Annotated in this window: 24 protein-coding genes; 16 read left to right on the top strand and 8 right to left on the bottom strand. The window is 68.4% G+C overall.

Features of this window, described 5'->3' with window-relative positions:
- Positions 1–267 precede the first annotated feature (267 nt).
- From J2S53_RS12655 to J2S53_RS12640, 4 genes are all read left to right on the top strand, one after another.
- On the top strand, positions 268–666 hold the full coding sequence (locus J2S53_RS12655; RefSeq protein ID WP_456241141.1) for a hypothetical protein: 399 nt from the start codon (positions 268–270) through the stop codon (positions 664–666).
- A 131-nt stretch (positions 667–797) separates the two neighbouring features.
- Entirely contained in the window at positions 798–1,214 is a 417-nt protein-coding gene (locus J2S53_RS12650; RefSeq protein ID WP_456241140.1) for a hypothetical protein, read from the top strand.
- 371 nt (positions 1,215–1,585) lie between these two features.
- Entirely contained in the window at positions 1,586–1,912 is a 327-nt protein-coding gene (locus J2S53_RS12645; protein WP_456241139.1) for a hypothetical protein, read from the top strand.
- Between the two features lie 157 nt (positions 1,913–2,069).
- Positions 2,070–2,474: a MazG nucleotide pyrophosphohydrolase domain-containing protein gene (locus J2S53_RS12640; protein ID WP_456241138.1), complete on the top strand. Its 405-nt coding sequence runs from the start codon at positions 2,070–2,072 to the stop codon at positions 2,472–2,474.
- A gap of 39 nt (positions 2,475–2,513) precedes the next feature.
- Here J2S53_RS12640 and J2S53_RS12635 read toward each other — a convergent pair whose 3' ends face one another.
- Complete coding sequence (locus tag J2S53_RS12635; protein ID WP_456241137.1) at positions 2,514–3,908, bottom strand: FAD-binding oxidoreductase; 1,395 nt, start codon at positions 3,906–3,908, stop codon at positions 2,514–2,516.
- A 32-nt stretch (positions 3,909–3,940) separates the two neighbouring features.
- Here J2S53_RS12635 and J2S53_RS12630 point away from each other — a divergent pair, with 32 nt between their 5' ends.
- The 3 genes from J2S53_RS12630 to J2S53_RS12620 all read left to right on the top strand — a co-directional run bounded on the left by J2S53_RS12630 (position 3,941) and on the right by J2S53_RS12620 (position 6,353).
- Positions 3,941–4,948, top strand: a complete 1,008-nt coding sequence (locus tag J2S53_RS12630; RefSeq protein ID WP_456241136.1) for a helix-turn-helix transcriptional regulator — start codon at positions 3,941–3,943, stop codon at positions 4,946–4,948.
- A 670-nt stretch (positions 4,949–5,618) separates the two neighbouring features.
- Complete coding sequence (locus J2S53_RS12625; RefSeq protein ID WP_456241135.1) at positions 5,619–5,933, top strand: MerR family transcriptional regulator; 315 nt, start codon at positions 5,619–5,621, stop codon at positions 5,931–5,933.
- Between the two features lie 216 nt (positions 5,934–6,149).
- The gene (locus J2S53_RS12620; RefSeq protein WP_092626113.1) at positions 6,150–6,353 is read left to right on the top strand and encodes a cold-shock protein; all 204 of its coding nucleotides are present in this window, start codon (positions 6,150–6,152) and stop codon (positions 6,351–6,353) included.
- Between the two features lie 377 nt (positions 6,354–6,730).
- Here the strand turns inward: J2S53_RS12620 and J2S53_RS12615 are convergent, their stop codons facing one another.
- The 7 genes from J2S53_RS12615 to ispH all read right to left on the bottom strand — a co-directional run bounded on the left by J2S53_RS12615 (position 6,731) and on the right by ispH (position 15,321).
- Entirely contained in the window at positions 6,731–7,558 is an 828-nt protein-coding gene (locus tag J2S53_RS12615; RefSeq protein ID WP_456241134.1) for an SAM-dependent methyltransferase, read from the bottom strand.
- A 34-nt stretch (positions 7,559–7,592) separates the two neighbouring features.
- Positions 7,593–8,741: a DUF418 domain-containing protein gene (locus J2S53_RS12610; RefSeq protein WP_456241133.1), complete on the bottom strand. Its 1,149-nt coding sequence runs from the start codon at positions 8,739–8,741 to the stop codon at positions 7,593–7,595.
- Between the two features lie 464 nt (positions 8,742–9,205).
- On the bottom strand, positions 9,206–9,850 hold the full coding sequence (locus tag J2S53_RS12605) for a response regulator (RefSeq protein ID WP_092976399.1): 645 nt from the start codon (positions 9,848–9,850) through the stop codon (positions 9,206–9,208).
- The gene (locus J2S53_RS12600; RefSeq protein ID WP_456241132.1) at positions 9,847–11,043 is read right to left on the bottom strand and encodes a sensor histidine kinase; all 1,197 of its coding nucleotides are present in this window, start codon (positions 11,041–11,043) and stop codon (positions 9,847–9,849) included. Before J2S53_RS12600 ends, J2S53_RS12605 begins: the two co-directional genes overlap by 4 nt.
- A 149-nt stretch (positions 11,044–11,192) precedes the next feature.
- Entirely contained in the window at positions 11,193–12,317 is a 1,125-nt protein-coding gene (gene ispG / locus J2S53_RS12595) for a flavodoxin-dependent (E)-4-hydroxy-3-methylbut-2-enyl-diphosphate synthase (protein WP_456242784.1), read from the bottom strand.
- A 17-nt stretch (positions 12,318–12,334) separates the two neighbouring features.
- Positions 12,335–14,143, bottom strand: coding sequence for a 1-deoxy-D-xylulose-5-phosphate synthase (locus J2S53_RS12590; RefSeq protein WP_456241131.1), 1,809 nt, complete (start codon positions 14,141–14,143; stop codon positions 12,335–12,337).
- Between the two features lie 167 nt (positions 14,144–14,310).
- On the bottom strand, positions 14,311–15,321 hold the full coding sequence (ispH, locus tag J2S53_RS12585) for a 4-hydroxy-3-methylbut-2-enyl diphosphate reductase (RefSeq protein WP_456241130.1): 1,011 nt from the start codon (positions 15,319–15,321) through the stop codon (positions 14,311–14,313).
- 303 nt (positions 15,322–15,624) lie between these two features.
- Here ispH and J2S53_RS12580 point away from each other — a divergent pair, with 303 nt between their 5' ends.
- The 9 genes from J2S53_RS12580 (at position 15,625) to J2S53_RS12540 (ending at position 25,794) form a co-directional block, all read left to right on the top strand.
- A complete protein-coding gene (locus J2S53_RS12580; protein ID WP_456241129.1) occupies positions 15,625–16,389 on the top strand; it encodes an IclR family transcriptional regulator in 765 nt (254 codons plus the stop codon).
- Between the two features lie 464 nt (positions 16,390–16,853).
- Positions 16,854–17,777 (top strand): MFS transporter, encoded by a 924-nt coding sequence (locus tag J2S53_RS12575; RefSeq protein WP_456241128.1) that lies wholly within the window; start codon positions 16,854–16,856, stop codon positions 17,775–17,777.
- A 253-nt stretch (positions 17,778–18,030) separates the two neighbouring features.
- Positions 18,031–19,020, top strand: a complete 990-nt coding sequence (locus J2S53_RS12570; protein ID WP_456241127.1) for a polyprenyl synthetase family protein — start codon at positions 18,031–18,033, stop codon at positions 19,018–19,020.
- Between the two features lie 29 nt (positions 19,021–19,049).
- The gene (locus J2S53_RS12565; protein ID WP_456241126.1) at positions 19,050–19,679 is read left to right on the top strand and encodes a tryptophan 2,3-dioxygenase family protein; all 630 of its coding nucleotides are present in this window, start codon (positions 19,050–19,052) and stop codon (positions 19,677–19,679) included.
- Between the two features lie 14 nt (positions 19,680–19,693).
- The gene (locus J2S53_RS12560) at positions 19,694–21,082 is read left to right on the top strand and encodes an NAD(P)/FAD-dependent oxidoreductase (RefSeq protein WP_456241125.1); all 1,389 of its coding nucleotides are present in this window, start codon (positions 19,694–19,696) and stop codon (positions 21,080–21,082) included.
- A 162-nt stretch (positions 21,083–21,244) separates the two neighbouring features.
- Positions 21,245–22,285 (top strand): polyprenyl synthetase family protein, encoded by a 1,041-nt coding sequence (locus J2S53_RS12555; RefSeq protein WP_456241124.1) that lies wholly within the window; start codon positions 21,245–21,247, stop codon positions 22,283–22,285.
- Between the two features lie 133 nt (positions 22,286–22,418).
- Positions 22,419–23,615, top strand: coding sequence for a cytochrome P450 (locus J2S53_RS12550; RefSeq protein ID WP_456241123.1), 1,197 nt, complete (start codon positions 22,419–22,421; stop codon positions 23,613–23,615).
- Between the two features lie 23 nt (positions 23,616–23,638).
- The gene (locus J2S53_RS12545) at positions 23,639–23,848 is read left to right on the top strand and encodes a ferredoxin (protein WP_456242783.1); all 210 of its coding nucleotides are present in this window, start codon (positions 23,639–23,641) and stop codon (positions 23,846–23,848) included.
- A gap of 134 nt (positions 23,849–23,982) precedes the next feature.
- The gene (locus J2S53_RS12540) at positions 23,983–25,794 is read left to right on the top strand and encodes an FAD-dependent monooxygenase (RefSeq protein WP_456241122.1); all 1,812 of its coding nucleotides are present in this window, start codon (positions 23,983–23,985) and stop codon (positions 25,792–25,794) included.
- The last annotated feature ends 2 nt before the right edge of the window (positions 25,795–25,796 follow it).

Genomic DNA, 25,796 nt, shown 5'->3' with positions numbered 1-25,796 from the left:
CGGCCTCGTGGGTGTTGTCGCTGTGTCAGGTTTATCTGGGGTTGGGCGAGGTCACGCCGCTGGGCGAGCCGGAGGCCGATCCGGAGTTGTGTGCGCAGTGCTGTTGGGCGATGGCGGGGTCGGGTCGGCGGGGGCGGGTGGTGCGCCATGCCGTCGCTGGCTGAATACCCCGCGCCGCCTCGGTTCGTCACCGGTGTTGGGTCGGGCACGATTCATGCCACCGCCCCGTATAAGCGTGCCGAGTCAGCCCGTGTAGGTCAGGGGAAGGTGGCGTGTTTCTGCGGTGAGGCGATCGAACTCGCCCCGCACCCGCCGGAACGCATCTTGGGCGGGTGGCACCACTACTGCCGGGTGTGTCTGCAGTACGTGATCGGCGGTAGCGAGGCCCATCCGCCGAGCCCGGTCCATTCCTACGATCCCTGGCTGTACGAGCTGGCCCAGCTCGACAATTCGACCACTGTGGACGAAGCGTCGGAGTGGTCGGTCGTCCCGTGCCGTCAGCAGCGCCACGGCCGAACCGTGCTGCAGCTCAAACCCACAGCTCAAGGCGTCGCCCTGTTGGCGCCCGAGCGGGGCGCGGTCTCGCTGTTCACCGTCGCCGAAGCGCGGCAGTTGCGGGACGCGCTGGATACGGCCCTGCGGGATCGAGAGGGGTGGCGATCATGACGCTGACTCTGCTGCTGCTCGCGCTGCGCCACCTGCTCACCAAACGCCGTGTTCCCGGGAGGGGACGTGTCCGAGTTCGAGATCGCGGTGCTGCTGCTGGCGCTGCTCGTGCTGGTGTTGGTACGGCTGGCGTGGGGACCGAACCACTGAACACCAGTAGTGGGCACGCCTGGTTCTCCAGCGTGTTCGAGTCGAAGTGGCACGCCTGCCCCACCAACACCGCAGTCCGAAACCACGGGGTGCGGGCGTTGTGCGGGCATTTGTCCCGCCGCGGCCCCTACCGCGCTCGGGCCAGCAGCGGCCCGCCCGACGAGGACGGCCTGTCGGTCTGCGACGCCTGCCTGCACGCCATCGGATACCTGCCACCCCGCCCACCACGGCTGCCTCCAGTGTGGATCAACCACAGCGACACCGAGCAGGGCTGGCCCTCCACCGAGCAGGACTGGCCCACTACCGCTCCCGACGAGCCCGAGGCATCTTCCGGGGAACTCCCCAGTAGTCCTCACCCAGCAGGGGCCGGTCACCCCGGTCTCCCCGTCGTGGCCTGACCGTCCACTCCAGACCCGGGCGCGTGCTGTGAAACCCCCGACACCTCCGGCACGCGCCCGCCCGGCCCCGCACACCGCCGTGCGGGGCCACCCACACCCCGCCGTCAATGTCTCGCGAAATCGCCGCCCCAGCCGCGTCAATTTCTCGAGAAATCGCGGCGGCGGCACCGTCGATTTCTCGAGAAATCACCGCGCCCGAAGCAGGGCACACCCCCTAGACCGGTGCCGCGCCGGAGTTCTCCCCTCCTGGGACAACACAGTCCCGTCCGGCGTGGCACCACCCCGGCCGGGAGCAGGGGCCGCTCCCACCCCGCCCCGGCCGGGGGATCCCCGCACCACCGAAATACCGATCCGAGCAGGACCGAATCGTCATGCCCCGACTCTCCCCGGTCACCACGATCCTGCTGCGCGAATGCGCCGGAACCGGGCTGGCCGTAGCGGCTTTCGCCTACAGCGGCTGGATCACCGTCGTCCTGAACCTGTCCCTCGTCTCGACGATCACCCACCCCGACGAACCAAACATCGAACTCCACGCCTTCTTCGGCGCACTGGCCTGCCTGCTGTGGTGGACAGGCGTGGGCGGGGTGCGCCTGGCCGGGTGGCGTCCGACATGGCCGATCCTCGTCGGTCTGCTCCTCACCGGCGTTCACACGATCGAACTCACTGTCGCGGCGGTAGTGGCTCACCACCTCGGCTGACACCGAGCATCGTCACGAATACCACTGCGAACCGGTTCTCGCGTCCCGGACGCTCGCTGTCGTGCCACCCGCGAGCGCGTTCCCGCCGAGAGCACCGATCGCGTCCGCACCCACCCCGCGACCCCGAAGGACCACGATGCGACCGCTACCGGCCGACGTGACGCTCACCGAGATCCAGCGCTACGTCACCGAGATGGAAACCGAACGTGGCTTCGCAGACAACACCGTGCTGGAGCAGTCCCTCAAACTCGGCGAGGAGTACGGGGAGCTGTGCAAGGCCATCCGCGAGCGCTCCGGCCTCGCGATCGACCCCGGCTCGGCAACGGGCAGCGTCGGCGGTGAACTCGCCGACGTCCTGATCTACCTCTGCGCAATCGCCAACCGTTTCGACATCGACCTCGACGAAGCCCTGCGCGACAAGGAACGCCGCAACGAGGCACGAACCTGGTTCCCGACCACACCAGAACCAGCCGGCACCGAGCACCCCGTCGATTTCTCGCGAGATTCGCGGGCGGCAGCGACGGCCTCTTCCGCCCCAGAACCGACGAGGAACGACAACTGAACGACGGCAGCTGTCCCGTACCGCACCCCGACTCGGGTTTCACCGCTCCGTCTTAAGCGGCGGTATCGGGTGGTTGGTGTGCAGCAGAGCGTCCGGATCGTAGTAGGCCTTCAGCTCCGCGAGCCGCCGGTAAGTGGCCGGGTCGAAGGCGGTGCGTACCCGTTCCGGTGCGAGGGAGCCGTAGCTGAAGTTGAGCGAGTGCCCCAGCGCCCGCGCCTCGAAGGGGGCCAGCACCTCGTCGTGCGGCTTCCGGACCTCTTCCTCACCCGAACCGGGTTCGAGTGGCGACAGCACCCCCAGCGAGAACCCGGCAGCACGGTGTCCGACCGAGTCGGGAACCTCCGGCTCCCGGGCCAGCGCGCCGCCGAGGTGTCGGATCCCGGTCACGCACATCACCGGTGCCTCCGGGCCGGTGCGTTCGACCAGATCGGACAGTTCCCGGTCGCCGAGCTCGTCGAGCAGCAGGTTCCTGCCCCGGTAGCCGTGCGGCTGCTCCGGTTCGTCGAACACCGTACCGGACTCGGAGTACGGCAGTTCGCGCAACGTGTCACTCAGCGGTTCCCCGAGACCGCGCAACGGCTCGACCAGTCGTTCGCCGTCCGCAGCGGCCCCGAGGTAGCTGAACTGTAGTTGTGCCACGTGCCGCCCGCGCAGCGAATCCGGCACTCCCGGAACGTCCGGGTAGGGCAGCATCGTCACCGCCGAGGTCATCTCCTCCGGAACGGTGCCGGTCCAGTCCCGCCAGGCGCGCAACACCTCGGGTACCCGTGCGAGGTCGAAGAACAGCCCACCGCCGTAGATCCGCTCCACCGGCAGCAGCCCGATTTCCATACCGGTGACCACTCCGAAGTCGCCACCGCCGCCACGGAGCGCCCGGAACAGCTCCGGCTCATCGGAAGCCGTCACTCGGCGGTGCGCCCCGTCCGGGGTGACCACGTCGAGGCGGTGCACGTGGTCGGCGGCGAAGCCGTGGCGGCGGGCGAGCAGCCCCACCCCGCCACCGAGGGTGTAGGAGATCGCGCCCACCCCGGGAAAACTGCCCGAGAGCGGCGCCAAGCCGTGCGGCGCCGCCGCCTCGATCACTCCTCGCCAGTCGGCGCCCGCCTCGATCCACGCCGTGCGTTCCCCTGGATCGACCCGGACTCCCGACATCCGCCGCGTGTCGAGCAGCACCCCACCGCGCAGCGCGGCGCCGCGCCCGTGGCCGGTGGCCTGCACGGCCAATCGCCTGCCGGAGTGGGCGGCGAACTCGAACGCGGTGCGCACATCACGCTCGTCGGCGGCCTCGACCACCACATCGGGGCGGTGCGGATCGAGGAGCTGGAAGCCGGTGGTGGAACGGTCGTAACCGCTGCCTTCCGGTGTGATCACCCGCCCCAGGAGGTGGCGGCGCAGTGCGGCAACGGTCGGTTTCGGGTTCGTCGTGTCGGTCATGTCGGCACGCTACGAACCGTTGCGGACAACCGGTGTCCGCGAGCGACGGCAGACTGGAAGACGTGGAACCGGAACAGGTGCGCGCTGACCCACCGACACGCGTGCTGCGATTGCTCGCGCTGCTGCAGAGCAGGCGGGAGTGGTCCGGTGCCGAGCTCGCCGAGCGGCTCGGGGTCACCGGCCGGACCGTGCGTCGCGACATCGACCGGCTGCGCGCCCTCGACTACCCGGTTGTCGGCACGACCGGCACCGCCGGTGGTTACCGGCTCGCTCCGGGCGACTCCTTCCCACCGCTGGTGCTGACCGACGACGAGGCCGTCGCCGTCGCGGTGGGACTCGTGCGGGCGAGTGGCAGCGCCGTCACGGGTATCTCGGAGAGCTCGATGCGTGCGCTGGCCAAACTCGAACGGATGCTGCCCGCCAGGTTGCGCCCCCGGCTGGCGGCGCTGACCGAAACGAGCACCGCGGTCGAACGCGGCGAGCGGCCTCCGGTGGATGTGAGCGTGATGGCGGTGTTGGCCGGTTGCGCCCGGGACCGGGAGATCGTCTCCTTCGACTACCAGGACCGCCACGACACGCCGAGCGCTCGACGCGTCGAACCGCACAGCCTGGTCACCGTGCACGGGCTCTGGTACTTGCTCGCCTACGACCCCGACCGCGCCGACTGGCGCACCTTCCGGGTGGATCGCATCGAGCGGCCCACCCGCACGCATCGGTCCTGTCCCCCGCGTCGGTTGCCCGCGCCGGACGTGGCGAGCTATCTGAAGAGCTCGTTCGCGACCGCCTCCTACCGCTACACCGCGCGGATGGTCGTGCGATTACCAGCCGAGACCGTGCGAGCCGGGGTGTTCGGGCCGATCCCCGGCGAGATCAGGGAGGACGGCGCGGAGCGGTGCGTGGTGCGGCTCAGCGCCGAGTCGCCGGAGCTGGTCACGCAGTACGTCGCGGTGATCGCCGGGCTGGATGGTGAGTTCACCCTGGACACCTGCGAGGAGATCGCGAGTCGGCTGCGCAGGCTGGGGAACCGGTTCGCGGCGTAGCCATGCTGCTCCACTCGGAGGTTCCAATCCGGCACGAGATGTCGTCGGGATCCGATCTAGTTCGGGCTGCCGTCAGTAACCCTTTCGCGCCGTACGCGCCGGAGCAGTTCGACGAGCATGGCCGCGACGACCCCCGTTCCCACGATGGCCGCCCCCATCGCACGAACCCCGGCGACAAGGAGTCTCGTCTCGAAGTGGCGCTCAGCAGCAGCGACAGCACGATGAGCGAGCCCGATACCGAACAGAGCGCGAGGATCTTCGTCTGAGTTCCTCCCCCACCCGCCCATGACTGCCCCGAGTTTTCGGAGATGGGCCCGGGGGAAATTTCTGTGATCGCCGCTGTAGACATGATGGGGTGGTCCTGTTAGAGTCGTTGCCAGCAGACGGAGAGCACTGAAGCGCCATCACCGATGAATCGGCGCCGTGAGTGATGAGAAGTGCAGTTGCAGGCTCCCGGTGGGTCCGTTGGTCCTCACCCGGGTTGTGAAGGTAAGTCCGTGATCCGCACGCGTATGAGAAGGGGGTCGTCGAGTCAGTTGTTTTCCGGCCGCCCCCATTTTCCCGTGTTGGTGGGTGGAGGCACGGCCTGAGCAGTGAGTAAGTATCCCTCCGCGGCCCCCGGCGCACCGTTGGTGTGTCGGGGGCCTTGTCGAGGGAACGGGGAGCGGTAGTGGAGCAAAATCGGCCTGGAGCCGAGGAGAAGTTCGACGACGAGGACTATCCCGCCTACACCATGGGGCGGGCCGCGGAGATGCTGGAGGTTACCCAGCCGTTCCTGCGGTCCTTGGAGGAGGCGGGGTTGATCGCCCCGCAGCGCTCCGGCGGGGGACATCGCCGCTACTCCCGCCGCCAGCTGCGGCGGGCCACCCGCGCCCGCGAGCTCGTCGACCAGGGCACCCCGGTGACGGCGGCCTGCCGGATCATCAGCCTCGAGGACCAGCTCGCCGAGTACACCGATCGGCCGGAGTCGGGCGCGCAGGGTTAGGTCGCCCCCCCGTCGGCGCGGGTTGTGGGTGGTGTGTAGAGTCTCTGGTGGTCGTTGAGTTTCTGGGTTCGTGTTGTGTGCATGCTCGCAGGATGTTGATGCGGGCGAGCTTCTTTCTTTGGTTGTAGCTGGAGCGAGTCGCCGTCTGAGATCCCCGGCCCGGGCCTCCGCACGGTGTGGTGGCTCGTCATACCCCAGCTCCCGAAGGAGACGGACATGACTAACGGAACAGTGAAGTGGTTCAACTCGGAAAAGGGCTTCGGCTTCATCGCCCCGAACGAGGGCGGCCAGGACGTGTTCGTGCACTACTCGGCGATTGATGCCTCCGGCTTCCGTACTCTCGAAGAGGACCAGCAGGTCACCTACGACGTCAGCCAGGGCCCCAAGGGGCTGCAGGCCGACCTCGTGCGGGCGGTCTGAGTACCGCTTTTCTTCTTTCCAGTGGCTCCCTGCCCGGGATGGGTAGGGAGCCACTGGTGTTTCCGGCCCGGACGGGCGGACGCATCAACTCTGTCCGGTCACATCCTCGCGGAGCGCCCGCATCGAGCGCCCCCACCTCTTCTCACGCGCCGGAGCAATTCGACGAGCCCGAGTCCCAGGAGAATCGCTCCCGCGACCACCAGACTCCAAATCACTGGATTCGGCAGTAGGGAATCTCTCCCGGCCAAGGCGGTCAGCAGCAGCGACAGCACGGTGAGCGAGCCCGAACCCGAACAGAGCGCGAGGACCTTCGAAGGTACACGGGACATGCCGGTTCCTCCTGTTCCGCGTCGCCGATCGTTCGAGCTCGGTTCCGGTCACCGCAGTATGCCGACCCCGGCGTAGGCGTTGCTGCGCGCGGCGTACTCCTCGGACACCGGCTCGTCCGGGCGCCACTGCGCGCTGGGGACCACGCCGGGGTCGAGCAGTTCGTACCCCGCGAACATCTCCAGGACCTCCCCGTGGTCCCGGGTCCGCAGCGTGGGTGTGGTGGTGGTCTCGAAGACCTCCTGCGCCCCGCCGACCTCCTCCTCCGAGATGTCCAGCATCGCGGAGTTCGAGATCGCGAGCGCGCTGCCCGGCACGCAGGCATCCCGGTACCGCGCCATCAGCGCCGCCGGATCATCGAGGTCGAGGATGTCCAGGATCGCCACGGCGAGTACCGCGATCGGCCGGTCGAAGTCCAGCAGTTCGGCCACGCCGGGAGCGTTCAGCACGGCCTGCGGGTCGGTGATGTCGGCCTGCGTCATGCTGGAGAGCGGATCGTCGGCCAGCAGCTGCCGGGCGTGGTTGGCCGCGATGGTCTCGATGTCGACGTAGGCCACCCGTGCGGCCGGGTTCACCTGCTGGGCGATCTCGTGCACGTTCCCCTTGGTGGGAATGCCGGAGCCCAGATCGAGGAACTGGTCGATCCCCGCCTCGGCGCAGACGCGGACGGCGCGGCCCAGGAAGGCCCGGTTGATGTGGGTCCACTCCTGGTTGCCCGGAAACGCCCGCAGCAGTTGTTCGGCCGCCTCGCGGTCGGCGACGAAGTTCGCCGAGCCGCCCAGGAAGTAGTCGTACATGCGGGCGATGTTCGGGGTGTACGGGTCGAGTCCACCCGCTTCCGAGTCCGCATCCGTACCAGTCTCGTCGTGTTCGCGCATCGGAAACAGCCTGCCACGCCACGAAGCGGTTCGGCTATTCGGATGTGGAGTTTTCCGCACTTGTCGGGTTTCCCCGCACGATCAGCTTCCCGAGCGCGGCGGTGAGGTGGTGCAGCGTCCATTCCAGCGGACCGCGCCCCAGGAACCGGCGCCAGAGCGCGGCGCACAGCAGCGCGCCGGTGACCAGCAGCAGCCACAACGCGTGGGGGTGTTCGCCCATCAGCGGCGCGAGCCGCTCCGGTCCGAGAGCCCGCAGCACGAGCAGGTGCCCCGCGTAGCAGGTCAGTGCCAGCGCCCCGACCGCGGCGAGCGGGAAGAGCACGGTGCGCGACCGCTCGGCGAACAGGCACAGCCCGATCACGGCGAGAGCGACCCCGGTGGCGCCGATGATCTCGAAGGGAGTTCCGCTGTGCGCCCCGGCCGTGAGCAGGTAGGCCGGATCCCGCGTGGGGACCGTTCCCAGGTTCGAGGCCAGCAGTTCCTCGACCACTCGCGGCGGGAACTTCCCCTGGTAAATCCCTACGATCCGCTCGAACCCGCCGAAGACGTACAGGGCCAGCCACGAGACGCCGTAGCCGAGCAGGGCCAGTCCCGCTCCGATCGCCACCAGTCGTCCCCGGAACCCGCGCGGTTCGAGACGGCCCAGCGCCATACCCGCCAGCAGGAACGGGATCCAGGTCAACACTGGATAAGCACCGGTGAGCACGATGGCCCGGAAGGCTTCCGCCACCCCTTCGAGTGAGGTGAAGTCGGCGAGGTCAGGTGTGTAGCCGAGTCGCTTCGGGGAGGGCATGTTGCTCCGAACGAGGAACGACACCAACGGGGTCACCACGGCGAGGACCGCCGCCGACACCGCCAGCGAGGTGGCCCGTAGCGGCAGCAGCGGGATCGCGAGCAGGAACAGCACACCGTAGAAGGCCAGAATGACCATGGCGGGTACCTGCATGCTGGTCAGCACCAGGCCGAGCACGAACAGCAGCACGGCCCGTGCCGCGATACGCACGGCCGAGGCGGTTCTCCGCCGCCCGGTGTGCGGTTCGGTGCCGCCGCTGAGCAGCGCGATCGACACACCCGCCAGTACGGCGAACATCGCCGCGGAACGTCCGGACACCAGCGTGTGCAGCCAGCCGGACGGCACGGTGTGCGCGGCGAACATCCCCAGCACGGCCAGTCCGCGAGCCATGTCGATGCCCACCAGGCGCCCGGTTCGCGCGGTGGGGGGAGCGAGCGGTGGTCGGTAACCCTGTCTCGGAAGAGGTGGTCGATTCGGTCACGCATCGATGATGGCGGCCCGCCCGTAATCGCCGGATCGGCCGAACGATCATCTCCGTCTACCACTTTCCGCCGAGGCGCACCGACCTCGAACCCCGAGGGGAAGAACCGGCGGCGTGTGTCGGGACTCCCTTCACGGCAGCTCTTCGGCGTAGCGGTGTCGATTTCTCGCGAAATCGCCGCGCCACTACGAGGCAGTGCCGAACTCCGACCACCCTCGCGATCGGCACCGCCGCGGGTTCTCCCGTGCGGCTCTCGCGAGGAAGGCCCGACGTTGTGTAGTAACTACCCGATGTCGGGCCTGGCCGCAGCGAGAGCCGTGCGAGAGGTTCCGCCAAGGGAGCATCTCGGTGAACCGAGGTGGCGAACTCTTGGCTATGCGAGGCCGGCGTCGTGGGCGATGATGGCCACCTGCGTCCGGTTGGTCGCTTCGAGCTTGGCCATGATCTGTCCGAGATGGACCTTAACGGTGGACAGGCTCATGTGCAGGTGGTTGGCCGTTTCGGAGTTGCTCATCCCCTGGGCAACAGCCACGGCCACCTCCCGCTCGCGAGCGGTCAGCGTGTCCATGCCGGACTTGGCGCTCGCCGCCGCGGTCCCCCGCGAGAAGGTCGCCAGCAGTTTGGTGGTGATGCGTGGCGAGAGCATCGCCTCGCCCCGCGCGACCACGTGCACGGCACCGGCCAGCTCACGCGGCGGGGTGTCCTTGAGCAGGAATCCGGCCGCGCCGTTGCGCAGCGCCGAGTACACGTACTCGTCCAGGTCGAACGTGGTCAGCACGGCCACGGCGGGCGCTTCGGCAAGCGTGGTGATCCGTTCGGTGACCTCCAGGCCGCCGACGGTGGGCATCTGAATGTCGGTGAGTACCACGTCGGGGCGGTGCCGGGCCACCAGATCCACGGCGTTCGCCCCGTCGTCGTCCTCGGCGACGACCTCGATGTCCGGATCGGACTCCAGGATCATCCTGATCCCGCCGCGCACCAGCGCCTCGTCCTCGAGGAGCATCACCCTGACGCTCAAGTCGTCACCTCGTCGGTGTGGATGGGAAAGACCGCCCGCACACGGTAGCCCCCGTCCTCGGTGTGCCCGGTGCGCAGTGTTCCACCCGCCAGCGTGACGCGCTCCCGCATCCCGATCAGCCCGTAGCCGGAGCCCGGCGGCGTCCCGTTGTCCGGGTCACGGCGGAGCTGGTTGAACACCGTGACCACGAGCTGCCCGTCCTCCGTGGCCACTTCGATCCGTACGGCGGCGTGCGGCGCGTGCTTGGCCGCGTTCGTCAGTGCCTCCTGGACCACGCGGTACGCGGCACGACCGACGGAGCCGGACGTCTCGGGGAGCTGCTCGGGCAGGTCCAGGGTTATGTTCGAACCCGTCCCGACGGCTTCGTCGACCAGCTGCCGGATACTGCCCACTGTGGGTTCCTCGGCGAGTTCGCCGTGGTGCTGCCCGGCGTCGTCCTGCCCGTCGTCGCGCAGCACCCGCAGCATGCCGCGCAGTTCGGTCAGCGCCGTGGCACTCGTTCGACGGATCGTCTCGGCCACTTCGCCGGTGCGCTCGTCCGGTGCCGACATCGTCAGCGCACCGGCCTGCAGCGAAACCACGCTGACGCGGTGGGCCACCACGTCGTGCATCTCGCGGGCGATGCGCCGCCGTTCGGCCGCCACCGCCCGCTCGGCCAGCAGGTCGCGTTCACGTTCTGCCTGTTCGGCTCGTTCCCGCAGCGTCACCAGCAGCATCCCGCGCTGGAAGAACCACAGGCCCAGCAGGGTCGGCACTCCCACGGCCGCGGGCGGGAACAAGAGGAGGATCAACCAGAAACCGGGGTCCATGGACTCGTAGGTCCAGAAACCGGGGGCCATGGACTCGTAGGTCCACGCCACCTGCACGGCGAGCATCACACCGATCGCGGCCCACAGTTGTACGCCGGGACCCTTTCTGCGCGCCATGGTGTAGGACGCGATCATCGGGGCGAGGCTGTTGGAGAGGGTGAACAGCATGGCCACGGATCCGAGAACCGGCCCCCAGGGGAACCGTCTGCGTACCGCGAAGGGCAGGCACACGACGTAGCCCAGCACCAGCAGGATCCCCGAGGGTTCGTTGCCCGTGGAAACCTCTCCGAGTAGCAGAGCTACCACGAACAGATCGAACACCAGTGAGCGGAGTTTGCCGTCCCACCAGGACAACCATCTCCTGCGGTCGCGGAAGAAACGCACGGGGCCACGGTAGTCGGATTCGTCGGAGGCCCCTGTGCCGCGTGGCCGCGGGGCGCGCCGACCGTGTCTCTCGTCGGACGAGCCCGGCTCCGGTAGTGGGCTCGGGCCGCTCCACGTCGCGGTGGAACGACCCGACCGGAAGACTTCGATCAGGAAACGCTGACGACCGGTTCGCCCGACTCCTCGCTGTCCTCCGCCAGGCGTCCGGCTTCTTCGATGAGGGTTTCCACGATCTGGCTCTCGGGCACGGTCTTGATCACCTCGCCCTTGACGAAGATCTGCCCCTTGCCGTTACCCGAGGCCACCCCGAGATCGGCCTCGCGGGCCTCGCCCGGCCCGTTGACCACGCAACCCATCACCGCCACCCGCAGCGGCACCTCCATGCCCTCCAGGCCGGCGGTGACCTCGTCGGCGAGCTTGTAAACATCGACCTGCGCCCGCCCACACGACGGGCAGGACACGATCTCCAACTTGCGCGGCCGCAGATTCAACGACTGCAGAATCTGGGTACCCACCTTGATCTCCTCCACCGGCGGGGCCGACAACGACACACGGATCGTGTCCCCGATGCCCTGCCGCAGCAGCGAACCGAAAGCCACCGCCGACTTGATCGTGCCCTGAAAAGCCGGACCCGCCTCGGTCACCCCCAGATGCAACGGGTAGTCACACCGCTCGGCGAGGATCTCATAAGCCCGCACCATCACCACCGGATCGTTGTGCTTGACCGAGATCTTGACGTCGTGAAAATCGTGCTCGGCGAACAACCCGGCCTCCCACAACGCCGACTCCGCCAGCGCCTCGGGCACGGCCTTGCCGTACTTCTCCATCATGCGCGGATCCAGCGAACCCGCGTTGACCCCGATACGGATCGGCGTGCCGGTGTCCTTGGCCGCCCGGGAGATCTCCTTGACCTGATCATCGAACTTGCGGATGTTGCCCGGATTGACCCGAACCCCCGCACAGCCCGCCTCGATCGCCGCGAACACGTACTTCGGCTGGAAATGAATATCAGCGATCACCGGAATCTGCGACTTCCGCGCGATGACCGGCAACGCCTCGGCATCATCAGAGGTCGGACACGCCACACGCACGATGTCACACCCCGACGCGGTCAACTCCGCGATCTGCTGCAACGTCCCGTTGATATCGGTGGTGTTCGTCGTCGTCATCGTCTGCACCGAAACCGGATGATCACTACCAACACCGACGGGGCCCAGCCGCAGCTGGCGGGTTTCGCGACGTTCGGACAGCACTGGCGGGGGAGTTGTCGGCATGCCGAGCGCCACCTGTGTCAATGGGGGGTTCCTTCCAATCGAGTCCGGTTCCGATTCTCGAGGTCGTCGTGCAGCGTTCGGGCGTGCTCGGCGATGGCATCGGCGTCGAGGCCGTTGTCGGCCAGAATCCCGCCGCGATCACCCTGGTCCACGAAGGAGCGCGGCAGCCCGAGGTTGTGCACCGGCGTGGTCACGTGCTCCTCGGTGCAGGACTGCGCGAGCGCCGCGCCCACGCCCCCGTTTCGCACGCCGTCCTCGACAGTGAGGACGAGCTGGTGCCGGGAGCTGAGGTGGATCAGCGTGGGGGACACCGGCAACAGCCAGCGCGGGTCCACGACCGTCACGCCGATTCCCCGTTCCGAGAGGGCGTTCGCCGCCTCCACCACGGGGCCCGCCAGCGTTCCGGTGCTCACGAGCAGCACGTCCAGTGGTCGGGATTTGCTGCGGAACAGGATGTCCAGCCCGTCCATGCGGTTGAGGGCGGGAACGTCGGCACCCACGCTCCCCTTCGGGAAGCGCACCGCGGTCGGGCCGTCCTGGATCGAGACCGCCTCGCGCAGCAGCTCGCGCAACCGGGTGGCGTCCCGCGGTGCGGCCACCCGGACCTCCGGGACGGTGCCCAACAGCGCCAGGTCCCACATGCCGTGGTGACTGGGGCCGTCCGGCCCGGTGATTCCGGCGCGGTCCAGTACGAAGGTCACCGGCAGTCGATGCAGCGCCACGTCCATCATGATCTGGTCGACCGCACGGTTGAGGAACGTGGCGTACAGCGAGACCACGGGGTGCAGGCCGCTCATGGCGAGCCCGGCCGCGCTGGTGACGGCGTGCTGTTCGGCGATGCCCACGTCGAACACCCGATCCGGGAACCGCTCGGCGAACTCGAGCAGCCCCACCGGGCGCAGCATCGCCGCCGTCACGGCCACGAGCTCGGGGCGCTCCTCGGCGAGCTTCGTCAGCTCCGCGCCGTACGTCTTGGTCCAGTTCGGCGCCGAGGCGGCGAGTGGTGTGCCGGCCTCGGGATCGATGGGGCCGATGCCGTGCATGCGGTCGGCGACGTCGTTCTCCGCGTGGGAGTACCCCCGCCCCTTCTCGGTGACGCAGTGCACCACCGTGGGGCTGTGCAGCTCCGCCGCGTACCGCAGCGCCCGTTCGGTGGCGGCGATGTCGTGCCCGTCCACCGGTCCGCTGTAGGCGAAGCCGAGGTCCTCGAACAGGTTCGGTCCGTGATGCGTGCCCGCACGCAGCTCGGCCAGGTGCTCGGCGATCCCGCCCACAGTGGGGCCGTACGAACGGCAGTTGTCGTTGAGCACGACCACCACTCGTCCGACACCGCTGCCCAGGTTGTTCATCGCTTCCCAGGCCAACCCGCCGGTCAACGCGCCGTCGCCGATCACGGCGACCACGGTTTCGTCGGTTTCTCCCAGCACGCGTCGTGCCTTGTCCAAACCGTCCACGTAGGACAGCGCGGTGGAGGCGTGCGAGTTCTCCACGTGATCGTGTTCGGACTCCGCCCGGAGTGGATAGCCGGAGAGCCCGCTCGCCTTGCGCAGCGAGCCGAAGTCCTCCTGCCTGCCGGTGAAGAGTTTGTGGACGTATGCCTGGTGACCGATGTCGAACACGATCCGGTCCCCGGGCGATTCGAAGACCCGGTGCAGCGCTATGGTCAACTCGACCACGCCCAGGTTCGGGCCGAGGTGCCCGCCCAGGCGGGCGACCCTGTCGACGAGGAATTCCCTGATCTCGGTGGCCAGTCCGTCCAGCCGCTCCGGTCCGAGTTCCTTGAGTCGCTGGGGACTGGTGATACTGCTCAGTAAGCTGGTCGTCATACCGTGCTGCCCGTTCCTGCGTGAATAGTGTCCGATCCCCGCGGCCGGCGGGGTTCCGCTCGATGTCGCCTCCGCCGCTGGTGTTCGGCTCCGGCGGAGATGCCCCGGCCGAGCACACCGGCCGGTCGCCGCCGCCCGATCGCTGCCGACCGACCAAAAGGGTCCGATCAGCCGCCGCTACCCGCGGGCCGTTCCGCCGCGCCTTCCCCGGTGCCGCGCAGCACCGACGGGAGCTCGAAGTGCATCGTCTCGTGGGTGAACTCGCGTTCCGCGACAGTCGCGGGTCCGAAACCACGCAGTGCCTCGACGACCTCGTCGACCAGCTTCGGCGGTGCCGAAGCGCCCGCTGTGACGCCGATGGTTCGCACACCGTCGAGCCAGTCGGCGGCGATGTCGCCCGCCCCGTCGATGAGCTCCGCCGGCGTCCCCTGCCTGCGGGATATCTCAACCAGCCGCACCGAGTTGGACGAGTTCGACGAGCCGACCACCAGGACCAGGTCGGACTCCGCGATGACCTCGTTGAGGGCGTGCTGCCGGTTGGTGGTGGCGTAGCAGATGTCCTCCGAGGCCGGCTCGCTCACGTCCGGATACTTCTCGCGCAGCGCCCGCACGAAATCGTTGGTCTCGTCCACGGCGAGCGTGGTCTGGGTCAGGTAGGAGACCCGCTCCGGGTCGGGAACGGACAGGTCGGCGACCTCGTCCGCGTTCTCGACGAGCACTGTGGACTCGGGTGCCTCGCCGTAGGTGCCCTCGATCTCCTCGTGCCCGGAGTGCCCGAAGAGAACCACGGTGTCACCGCGGGCGGCGAAGCGGCGCGCTTTCGCGTGGACCTTGCTGACCAGTGGGCACGTGCCGTCGATGACGTCCAGGTTCTTGCGGTCCGCCTCCTCCCGCACGGCGGGGGAGACCCCGTGCGCGGAGAAGACCAGGGTCGCCCTGTCGGGCACCTCGTCGAGCTCCTCGACGAAGACGGCGCCCTTGCTCGCGAGGTCGTCGACGACGTAGGAATTGTGCACGATCTCTTTACGGACGTAGATCGGGGGCGTGTATGACCGCAGAGCTCGTTCGACGATCTCGATGGCTCGTTCGACTCCGGCGCAAAAGGACCTTGGACTGGCGAGCAGGATCCGACGCGTGTCGTCGTCCGGGGTGTGCTCGCCCGAACTCTTGGGTGCCATGATTCCGGACGTTAGGTAACGGCGATCGTCTCCTCAACGGTCCGTTCCGTTTTTCAGAACTCCGCTGCTCTTCGCTGTCTCGTCCGTCGGCGGTGTGAAGCCGGTTACGAAACGGAGCCGTTACGTGCCAGGATCGGTGAATGCAGGGGACAGCCGTTTCGTGCGGTCTTTTTCCGGTTCCGTCGGCACACTAGAAAGAGTGTGGCGGGAAGGGGAGGAAAGCAGTGGAGGTATCGCGTTGAAACTCGCGCACGCTGTCCGGAGCCCGTCCGCATCCCCCGGATTCTCGGGGCGATCGAGACTATGCGCAGGGATATGACCGAGAGCCCGGGCGAACCCTTGCGGAAGGCTTTCGTCGTTCTCGAAGAAATATCGGGTTCGTCGAAGCCGTTGACCCTGTCCGAGATTTCCCAACGAGTTGATTTTCCCAAGTCGACCCTGCACCGACTGATGCGAGTTCTCACGGATATCGGTGCGGTGGTGCGTCTGGAGACCAAGGCGTACGAGCTCGGCGACTATTTTTCCCGCTTGTCCGCCGTCCGAGGCAAATCCAGGGTGGAGGAATTCAGCGAGGCGATCACGCCCCACCTGATCGACCTGTTCCGGCAGGTCCACTGCGTCGTGAGCGTCGGAATGCTCTCCGGAGCACGCGTGCGATACGCGGGGACGCTCTACAACCGGGAGGACTCCCGGATCGCCCGTACGTTTCGACACCCCGTCCCGGTGCACCGTTCCGCCGTGGGCAGGTTGTTGCTCGCCAGGAGCTCGCGCGACTGGGTGGAGTTCCACGAGGCCGCCTCCGCCGTGTGCGCGCCGGGGGTGATGACGAATCCGAGCAGGATCAAGCGGGAGTTCGAGCTGATCGGAAGTACCGGTGTGTCCTGCCTCAGGAGCGAGCACAACCCTGAGCTGGTGGAGATGGCCGCCCCGGTGTTCCTCGGTGGTGAGGCTCCGTCGGCGGCCGTTGTCGTCGCCGGGGCGGTGAGCCGCACGAATCTCAGAACGGCGACACGTACGCTGCTCGAAACGGTCGGAGTCATAACCGACAATCTCGCCGAAGCCGGATAGTGAAGAGTTCTCCGCTCGTTCTTCGTGGTTACTCGCTTGGCGGAACCTCCCGCACGGCTCTCGCTGCGGGGAGGCCCGACATCGGGTAGCGACCTACACAACGTCGGGCCTTCCTCGCGAGAACCGCACCGGAGAACCCGCGGCGGTGCCGACTGCAGGGATGGTCGGAGCTCGGCTTGCGGGAGTGGTGGGGGTTCGATCCGCGAGGGTGGTCGGAGTTCGGCTTGTGGGAGTGGCGAAGGGGCTCGGCACTGCGTCCGAGCGGCGCGGCGATTTCGCGAGAAATCGACGTCGCCGTGGTGCGGTGCCGGGGATGCCCTGCGCCGCTGCGATTTCGTCCGGGCATCGATCGATGCGAAACGGGTGTTTGAGCGATGCCCGCACCGGCGTCATGGTGGGTTCCGGGAGCGGGTCGGTGTGCGCGGTGGTGATGCCGACACCATCGCGACGGAAAGGCGACCCCGATGTCCGAGACCACGGCGAGTTCGGCGAATCACGTCTCCCACCACGGACGAACCTCACGGGTCCCCACTCGTCTCCTCGTGCTCGGGCTGCTGTTCGTCATCACCGCGCTCATCTACGCCGGACGTGGCAGTCTGTCGATCACCGGCGACGACATGGCCGCCGACCTGGGGTTCTCCACGCTTCAACTGGGCTACGTCTTCTCCGCGTTCGGTTGGTCCTACGTGCTCGCGCAGCTGCCCGGGGGCATTCTGCTGGACCGGTTCGGGGCCCGGCGGGTCTACACCGCGAGTATCCTGTTGTGGACGCTCGCCACCGCGGCGATCAGTCTCGTGGGGCTGATGACCACACCGGTGCTGGTGGCGTTGGCCGCGGTCTTCCTGCTGCGGTTGCTGCTCGGTGCGTTCGAGTCCCCCGCGCTGCCCGCCAACGCTCGAGTGGTGACCATGTGGTTCCCCACCGCCGAGCGCGGTTGGGCCACCGCGGTGTTCACCTCGGCGCAGTACCTGGCCACCGCGATGTTCGCACCCCTCATGGGGTGGATCACTCACGAGTTCGGCTGGCGCTGGGTGTTCGTGCTGCTCGGTGCCTGCGGGGCCGTGTTGGCGACGATCTGGACCCGTTGGATGCGCAGTCCCACGCGCCATCCCCGCGTGTCTTCCGCCGAACTGGTCCAAATGGAGTCCGGTGGCGCCCTGATCGGGCTCGACGACACACTTACCGGGCTCGACGACACCGCCGAGCGGCATCGAACGATCGAGGGCGGCGTCCCGGCAGCGGTGGAATCGGCGGATCAGCCATCGCCCGGCACCGGTGGAACGGAGCCGCGTCCCGCACGGCTGGACCGGTGGACCGTCCGCCGGATCCTGTCGGTTCGTCCGCTGTGGGGGGCTGCTGGCGTTGTGCGGGTTCGCGATCATGGGTGAAATCCACCGGATCCGATTGGAACCCCGCTGAGGATTATTCCCCGGCCACGGTCACCATTGTGGTCGTTCTCGACGAACCGGTGTGGAACTGTGGAACGCGTCCACGAGAAGACATCACACGGTCGAGTGATTTGGTGTTGGTCGACTGTGTTGTCGAGACTTCCGGATCGAAAAGTCCGTTCGGCGTTCCCCTTCGTGCCAGCGTTCACTCTTCCCGGCGACACGGAAGAAGAGCCCTCATACAGTCGGCCACATGACGGAGATCGATGTCCCACAGGTTGCCGATCCCGAAATAGCCAGACTGGTCCGTGCCGAGGTCGAGTACCGCTGGCCCGAGGACGTGTCCGATCTCGACGAAGTGGTGCGCTACGGACTGGTGCCGTTCGGCAAGATGATGGGCCCCTGGCTCCTGATCCGGTCCAGTCTCGCCGTGGGCGGCGAGCTGGCTCCGGTGCTTCCCGCCGCCGTAGCGGTGGAATGCGTGCAGGTCGGGGCCATGATGCACGACGACATCGTGGACGAGGACGCCGAGCGACGCAGCAAGTCCGCCGCCTACGAGACGTTCGGTCATCCCACCGCGATCGTCGGGGGCGACGGGCTGTTCTTCCAGGGGTTCGCCGCGCTGTCGGATTGCGGGCGCGCGGGGGTTCCCGAATCACGCGTCGCGCGGGGACTGGACGTTCTGGCGCGGACCGGACTTCGTATCGGTGATGCCGCCGTAAAGGAAATCAGAATGGGGCGAACCGTCTGTTCCACCGCCGCTTATCGGGACATGATCAAGGACAAGAGTGGCGCACTGCTGTGGATGGCTTGCGGTCTCGGCGCGACGTTGAGCGGTGCGGACGAGGAATCCCTGGAGGCGTTGCACAATTACAGCAATTTTCTGGGGGTCGGTTATCAGATTCGGGACGATCTGATGGCCTACGACGGAACCAGAGCGGGAAAACCCAACACCTCGGACATCCGCAACGGCAGACCCACGCTTCCGGTGCTGCTCGCGCATCGTCGAGCCTCTCGGGACGAGAAGCTGCTCATCGAGGAGATCCTCGCCGACACCACTTCACCGGTCGAGCAGCGCTACGAGGCCATGCGGGACCTGGTGCGGTCCCACGGCGCGGTGGACTCGGCCCGCGAGATGTCGCGCAGGTACGCCCGGATGGCGGCGCGGGCACTGGAGTCACTGCCTCCCGGCGAACACCGCGACGCGTTGGCGGAACTCACCGCCACGGGTCGTTTGGTGTAGCGCTCCGACACGCAGAGGAGATGGTTCGGGTGAGCACCGTGACCTATTCCCAGTACCTGCGACTGAAGCAGTTGTTGTCATTACAGCAACCGCTCACTCCCGACGACGACCGCGAGATCCACGACGGCGAGCGGCTGTTCATCGTGGTGCACCAGGCGTCCGAGACGCTGCTCAGCCAGGCGTTGACCGATCTGCGCCACATCGAGGCCGGACTCTGTGACAGCGCGTGCTCCGACCACCGGGCCAACCGAGCGGCACGTGTGGTCGAGACGCTGGAAAGCCACCTCGTGCTGCTGCGGAGCTCCCTGAAGCCCGAACACTTCCAGCTGTTCCGGGACAGGTTCGGAACGGCCAGCGGTCTGCAGTCCAAGCAGTTCCACGAGCTGTTCGAGATCACCCACCGGCTCGCCCAGCGGCGCGCCGCCGATCGTGTCGAGTCAGGCGGGATCGAGCTCGCGGAACGCGAACTCGTCCGGCTCCGCGCGGCGACCCGGAGCTGGCGATACACCCACCTCAAGCTCGTGGAGCACATGCTCGGTGATCTGGAAGGCACCGGGGAGACCTCCGGGGTCGATTACCTGCGGCGGCGGATCGACGAAGCAGCCGCCGAAAGCGCGGTGGGCGACGACGACAGCACCGCGGAGTCACCCGGGTGTTGAGGAGAACCGGACAATTGCGCGCACCGACCACGACCCGTTCGCTCGGGCACGTCGCGGTGCTCGGCGGAAGCGTGGCCGGGCTGCTGACCGCCCACGCCATCGCGGGGCACGCCGAACGGGTGACCGTTCTGGAACGCGATCACTATCCGGACGAGCCCGTGGCCCGAGGTGGAGTCCCGCAGTCCCCGCACACCCACGTGCTGCTCACCAGCGGCATCAGGGCGCTGGACGAACTGCTTCCCGAACTCTCGCGGCTGCTGCACCGGAAAGGGGCCCCATCGCTGTCTGTCCCGGCCGACCTCGGGGTGTGGCAGGCCGGACAGTGGGTGTCACGGCGGCACCCTTCGGAACCCGTGGTCACCGCGTCCCGACCGCTGCTGGAACACCTGATCCGCCACCGCGTGCTGGAACGCCACCCCCACATCGACGTCAGGACCTCGAGCCGGGTGACCGGTCTGCTCGGCGACTCCCAGCGCGTGGCGGGAGCCGTCTTCCGCGAGCGTGGGGTCGAACTCGGCGAACAGCGGGAAATCAGCGCCGACCTGGTGATCGACGCCACCGGGCGGGCGAGCAGAACTCCCGAGTGGCTGGACGCTCTCGGCGTCACCGCACCGCCGGAGGAGGTGCTGGCTACCGGGCGGGCATACGCCACGTGCTCCTTCCGCACCGACAGCAGCGAGCCGCTCGACCGGGTGAGCGGCTTCTACATCGTCCCCGACGCGGCGCAGCCGCTGGGAGCCATCCTGCTGCCCGCGGAGGACGACCGCATGATGGTGACGCTGTCCGGCCCCCGCGCGAACCCACCTCCCACCGATCCGGACGGTTTCGTGGAGTTCGCCCGCGGGCTTCCACACCCGGCTCCCCACCGGTGGCTGCGACAGGCGGAACCGCTCACCCGCCCCGTGGGTTACCGGCACACCGCGAACAGGCGTCGTCGCTACGACCGCGCCGCCGGCCTCCCGAACGGTCTCCTCGTCGTCGGTGATGCCCTCTGCGCGTTCAACCCCGTCTACGGCCAGGGGATCTCGGTCGCGGCCATGAACGCCGTCGCCCTGTCCCGCGAGCTGGCCGCGAGCGGGAGCCGACTCACGACGCGGCGTGCGCAGCGGGCGGTGCTGGCCTCGGCACGCGGTGCCTGGGACGTCGCCACCGGCGCGGACAGTCCCATGCCCGGCGCGGAGGGCAACGCGCTGCGCGACGGCCCCGCCGACGGACTCCGCGACTGGTACCTCGAACGGGTCCGCGAGCGGGTGCCCGGCGATCCGGTGGTGTGCCGCGCGTTTCGCGACGTCCTCTTCCTGCTGGCACCGCCCAGCAGTCTGCTGACCTCCCGGCGGGTACTGCTTCGTTCGCTGTTCCACCCGACGATCCCGACTCCCGATGAGCTATCGACCCGCGATTGACGGTCGTCGCAGAGAGTGAGGGCGCAACGCCATGTCACGCGACAGGTCACCGGCCCGCCCCGGTGCCGGGTGGTACCGGACAACCCAAGGGGACCATCCGGCCGCTCCACACCGAGCGCGGTGCGGCGGAACAACAGCACACGCCGACACGGTGGTGGTCCCATGAGCACGACACACGCGGAACGATCCTCCGCGGAGCGATACCCCGCGGCGCTCGACGCGGGCATCGCGCTGGTTCGCCCCGCGCTGCGCGCGGCGGTGCGCGACTACCTGTGCCACGACACGGAGCTGGTCGCCGGTTACCACCACGGATGGTCCGACGAACAGGGCAGGCCCACCGAGGAGTGGAGCGGCAAACTCGTCCGTCCGTCCCTGGCCCTGCTGTCGGCGCGAAGCGCGGGCGCCGATCCGGCGGACGGCGTGGCCGCGGCGGTGGCCGTGGAGCTGGTGCACAACTTCTCGCTGCTGCACGACGACATCATGGACAACGACTCGGCCCGTCGCGGCAGGGCGACCGCGTGGACCCTGTTCGGGGTTCCCCGGGCCATCCTGACCGGTGACGCGCTGCTGGCGGCGGCTACCGGAGTGCTGCTCGACAGCGGGAAACCGGGTGCCGGAAGCGCCGCCAACTCCCTGGCCACGGCGACGCGGCGCATGATCAGCGGTCAGGCCGCCGACGTGGAGTTCGAGCGGCGGGACGACGTGACACTGGACGAGTGCCTGCGCATGGCGGGCGACAAGACCGGCGCGCTGCTTTCCTGCGCGTGTTCGATCGGTGCCGAACTGCTCGGCGCGGACGCGGAGCCGCTGCACCGCCTCGCCCGGTTCGGTGAGCATCTCGGAGTCGCGTTCCAACTGGTCGACGATCAGCTCGGGATCTGGGGCGATCCGGAACGCACCGGCAAGCAGGTGCTGGCCGACATCAGGGTGCGCAAGAAGTCACTGCCGCTGGTGTTCGCGCTGAACGAGAGCGGTTCGGACGAGCTCTCGGCGCTGTACCACGGTTCCGAGCCGTTGGAGGAGCGGCAGGTGCGCCGCGTCGCCGAGCTTGTGGAACGCGCCGGTGGGCGCGAGTGGGCGCACGAGGAGCTGGCGCGCCGGGTGGTTGCCGCACGCGAATGCCTGGAGCACGACGGCCTTTCGCCGTCCGTACGCGAGGAACTGCTGGAAATGGCCGCCTTCCTCACCGACCGGAGATTCTGATCGAGCCCTTTCGGAGCGGGGGTTCCGCTCGACCCGGGAATTCGCCGGACCGGGCCCCCGCGCCGACCTTTCCGGGCCCCGCACCCGGTGGAGAAGTCCGTTGCTCACCACTTCATCGAGAGGGGAAGACCCCATGAGCGAACCCAAACCACTGCCCATCGCCGCGCGTTCGGAAGGGTGTCCCTTCACCCCGGCCGACGAGCTGTACGAGATGCAGCGCTCGGAGGAGCTGCCGCGGATTATGGTGCCCAGTCCGCTGCTGGACGAGTTCGAGGCGGCCACGATCACCCGCTACGAGGACGCCAAGAACGCGCTCAGCGACACCAGGCTGCGGATGGGATTCGTCTTCGATCCCGACGCGCCGCGGACCATGCTCAACCAGCCGGGCAACCTGCTCAACTACAACGGTGCCGACCATTCCCGGCTGCGGCGCATGCTCACGGGAGCCTTCACCGTCAAGCGGGTGCGCTCGCTGCGGCCGATGATCGAGCGGATCGTCTCGGACCGGCTGGACGCGGTGGAGCGGGCAGGTGCCGGTGCCGACCTCGTGCGGCTGTTCAGCACACCCATCCCCACGCTGGTGATCTGCGAACTGCTCGGGGTTCCCTACGCGGACCGCGCGGACTTCCAGCATCGCGCCCAGGTCGGGCTGGACGTCAACACCAGCCGCGAGACGCAGATCCAGAACCTGGCCGAGATGGACGAGTACATGGCCACGCTCATCGCGTCCCACCGCGAGAGCCCAGGCGACAACCTGCTGGGAAGCGTGGTGCGCGACCACGGCGACGAGCTGACCGACGAGGAGTTGGTCGGGATCGGCAACATGCTGCTGATCGCCGGACACGAGACCACGGCCAGCATGCTCTCCGCCAGCACCACGCTGCTGCTGCGCAACCCGGATCAGCTCGCGGTGGTGCGCGACGAGCCCGACGCGGTCGACGGAGCCGTCGAGGAGCTGCTGCGCTACTGCTCCCCGGCCACCGCGATGCCGCGACAGGCCGGTGAGGACATGGCGGTACGCGACCAGGAGATCGAGGAGGGCGAACGCGTGGTGGTCTCGGTGCTGGCCGCCAACCGCGACCTGCCGGAGGCGGCGGAGCGCGACCTGGATCGGCTGGACGTGCGCAATCCCCCGAAGCACCACGTCGCCTTCGGTTACGGCGCACACCAGTGCCTCGGCCAGCAGCTGGCGCGCATGGAGCTGCGCATCGCGCTGCCCGCGCTGTTCAACAGGTTCCCCGAGCTGCGGTTCGCCTGTTCCGAGGAGGACATCGAGTACCGGACCAAGGCGCTGGTCTTCGGGGTTCGCAACCTGCCGGTCACCTGGTGAATTCTGCTGAGGAGGTCATGAGAGTGAACATCGACGTCGACCAGTCCCGCTGCGTGGCGGCGGGTCACTGCGTCTCGGCCGCTCCCGAGGTGTTCGACCAGCGTGACGAGGACGGAGTGGTGGTGCTGCTGGACGAGGCCCCCGCCGAACACGAGCACGAAGGGGTCCGCGAGGCCGCGCTGCTCTGCCCCTCGGCCGCCATCGCGGTGCGGGAGGCCGAGCGGCGGTTATGAGCGATGCGCTCGTGGTCGGAGACTTCGGCGGCCGGGCCCGCTCAGCCCGACAGCCCGCTCACCTCGACAGGCCGCTTCCCGCGCCGCGAGCACGCGAGTCGTTTTCCCGAGTCCGATCGTCGTTGGAGTAACCGATGCCCGACCACGAAATCCCGGTGCTCGTCGTGGGGGGAGGTGGCTGTGGTCTGTCCACGTCGATCTTCCTGTCCGATCTCGGTGTCGAGCACCTTCTCGTGGAACGCCGCGAGTCGCCCTCGGCGTTGCCACGAGCCCACTACCTGAACCAGCGAACGATGGAGATCTTCCGCCAACACGGACTCGCGGCGGAGATCTACCGGGGCGGCGCACCGCTGGAGAACATGAGCGAGGTCGTCTGGCGTACCTCGCTGGCGGGTGACGGCGAGCTGGACGCGCTGGATCTGCACCGGATGGACGCGTTCGGAGGTGGTTCGACGGCGGGACCGTACCTGGCCGACAGCCCCTGCCCCTCGACCAACTTCCCGCAGCACCGGCTCGAACCGCTGCTGCACCGGCACGCCGTCGACCGGGCGCCCGAGAGCGTGCTGTTCGGTCATGTGCTGGAGGAGTTCACCAGCGACGACTCCGGCGTGACCGCCGTGGTGACCGAGACCTCCACCGGACACCGCTTCACCGTTCGAGCCCGCTACCTCGTCGCGGCCGACGGCGGACGCGCCATCGGCGACGAGCTCGGTGTCGAGATGACGGGTGAGGGCGGCGCGCTCGACGTCGTGTCCGTGCACTTCAACGCGGACCTCGCCGAGTGGTGGCCCGGTGACTCGGTGCTGATGACCAATTTCGTCGGGATGGACGGCGGTCCCATATCCCGCTACGGAATGGTCGCCCTCGGGCCGGAGTGGGGACTGAAGTGCCGGGAGTGGGCGCTGCACTTCCACCCGGCTCCCGACAGCGAGCTGGACCTCGGCGAGGAGGCCATGCTCGACAGGATCCGGCAGCTGCTCAAACTGCCCGAACTGGACCTGGAGATACACCGGGTGAGCGACTACCGGCCCGAGGGCGTCGTGGCGAGCACCTTCCGCGTCGGCGACGTCTTCCTCGCGGGCGACGCCGCCCACCGCCAGCCACCCGCCACCGGTCTCGGGCTGAACTCCGCGATCCAGGACGGACACAACCTCGCCTGGAAACTCGGCGCGGTGCTGGACGGCACCGCTGCTCCACGGTTGCTGGACACCTACGAGGCGGAGCGGCTTCCGGTGGCACGCCGCAACGTGAGCTGGGCGATGTACGCCTTCCGCAACCACGCGGTCGCCCACGCGGGACTCGGCCTGCTGCCGGGGCAACCGCTGGCATCGGCCCGCGCCAACATTCGCGCGTTGTTCTCCGACACCCCGATGGGGCGGACACGGCGGGCCAGGGCCGAGGAGGTCTTCGCCACGCAGCGGGTGGAGTACCAGGCGCACGACATCGAGATCGGATTCGCCTACGAGGAGGGTGCGCTGGTTCCCGACGGGACGCCCCCGCCGGAGCGGGACCCCATGGGGTGCGGGCACCGGCCGACGACCAGGCCGGGACACCGGCTGCCGCACGCCCGACTCGTGCGGGAAGAAGACGTGTCCACGCACGACCTCGTCGGAGCCGGTGGTGGTTTCGTGCTGTTCACCGATGAGCAGTCCGGTTCCTGGACGGCGACGGCCGAGCGCGTGGCCGAGTACTACGGCGTGTCCCTGACCGTCGTGCCCATCGCGGAGCACGGCCCTGTCGGGGAGGAGGGGCCCACCCGTCGCACCGACGTCGACGGCACCTGGCGGGAAACGGCGGGCGTCGGCGCCGGGGGCGCGGTGCTGGTTCGTCCCGACAACCACGTCGCCTGGCGTAGCACCGAGGACGGCTCCGACAGCGAGGCGCGGCTGCACGAGGCGCTCGGGCTGATCCTCGGCCGTACCGATACGAGCTGGACAGGGAGCTGATC

Origin of the sequence: Actinopolyspora lacussalsi (assembly GCA_030803735.1) — a bacterium.
GTDB lineage: Bacteria > Actinomycetota > Actinomycetes > Mycobacteriales > Pseudonocardiaceae > Actinopolyspora > Actinopolyspora lacussalsi.
This window is presented reverse-complemented; position numbering and strand designations above follow the sequence as displayed.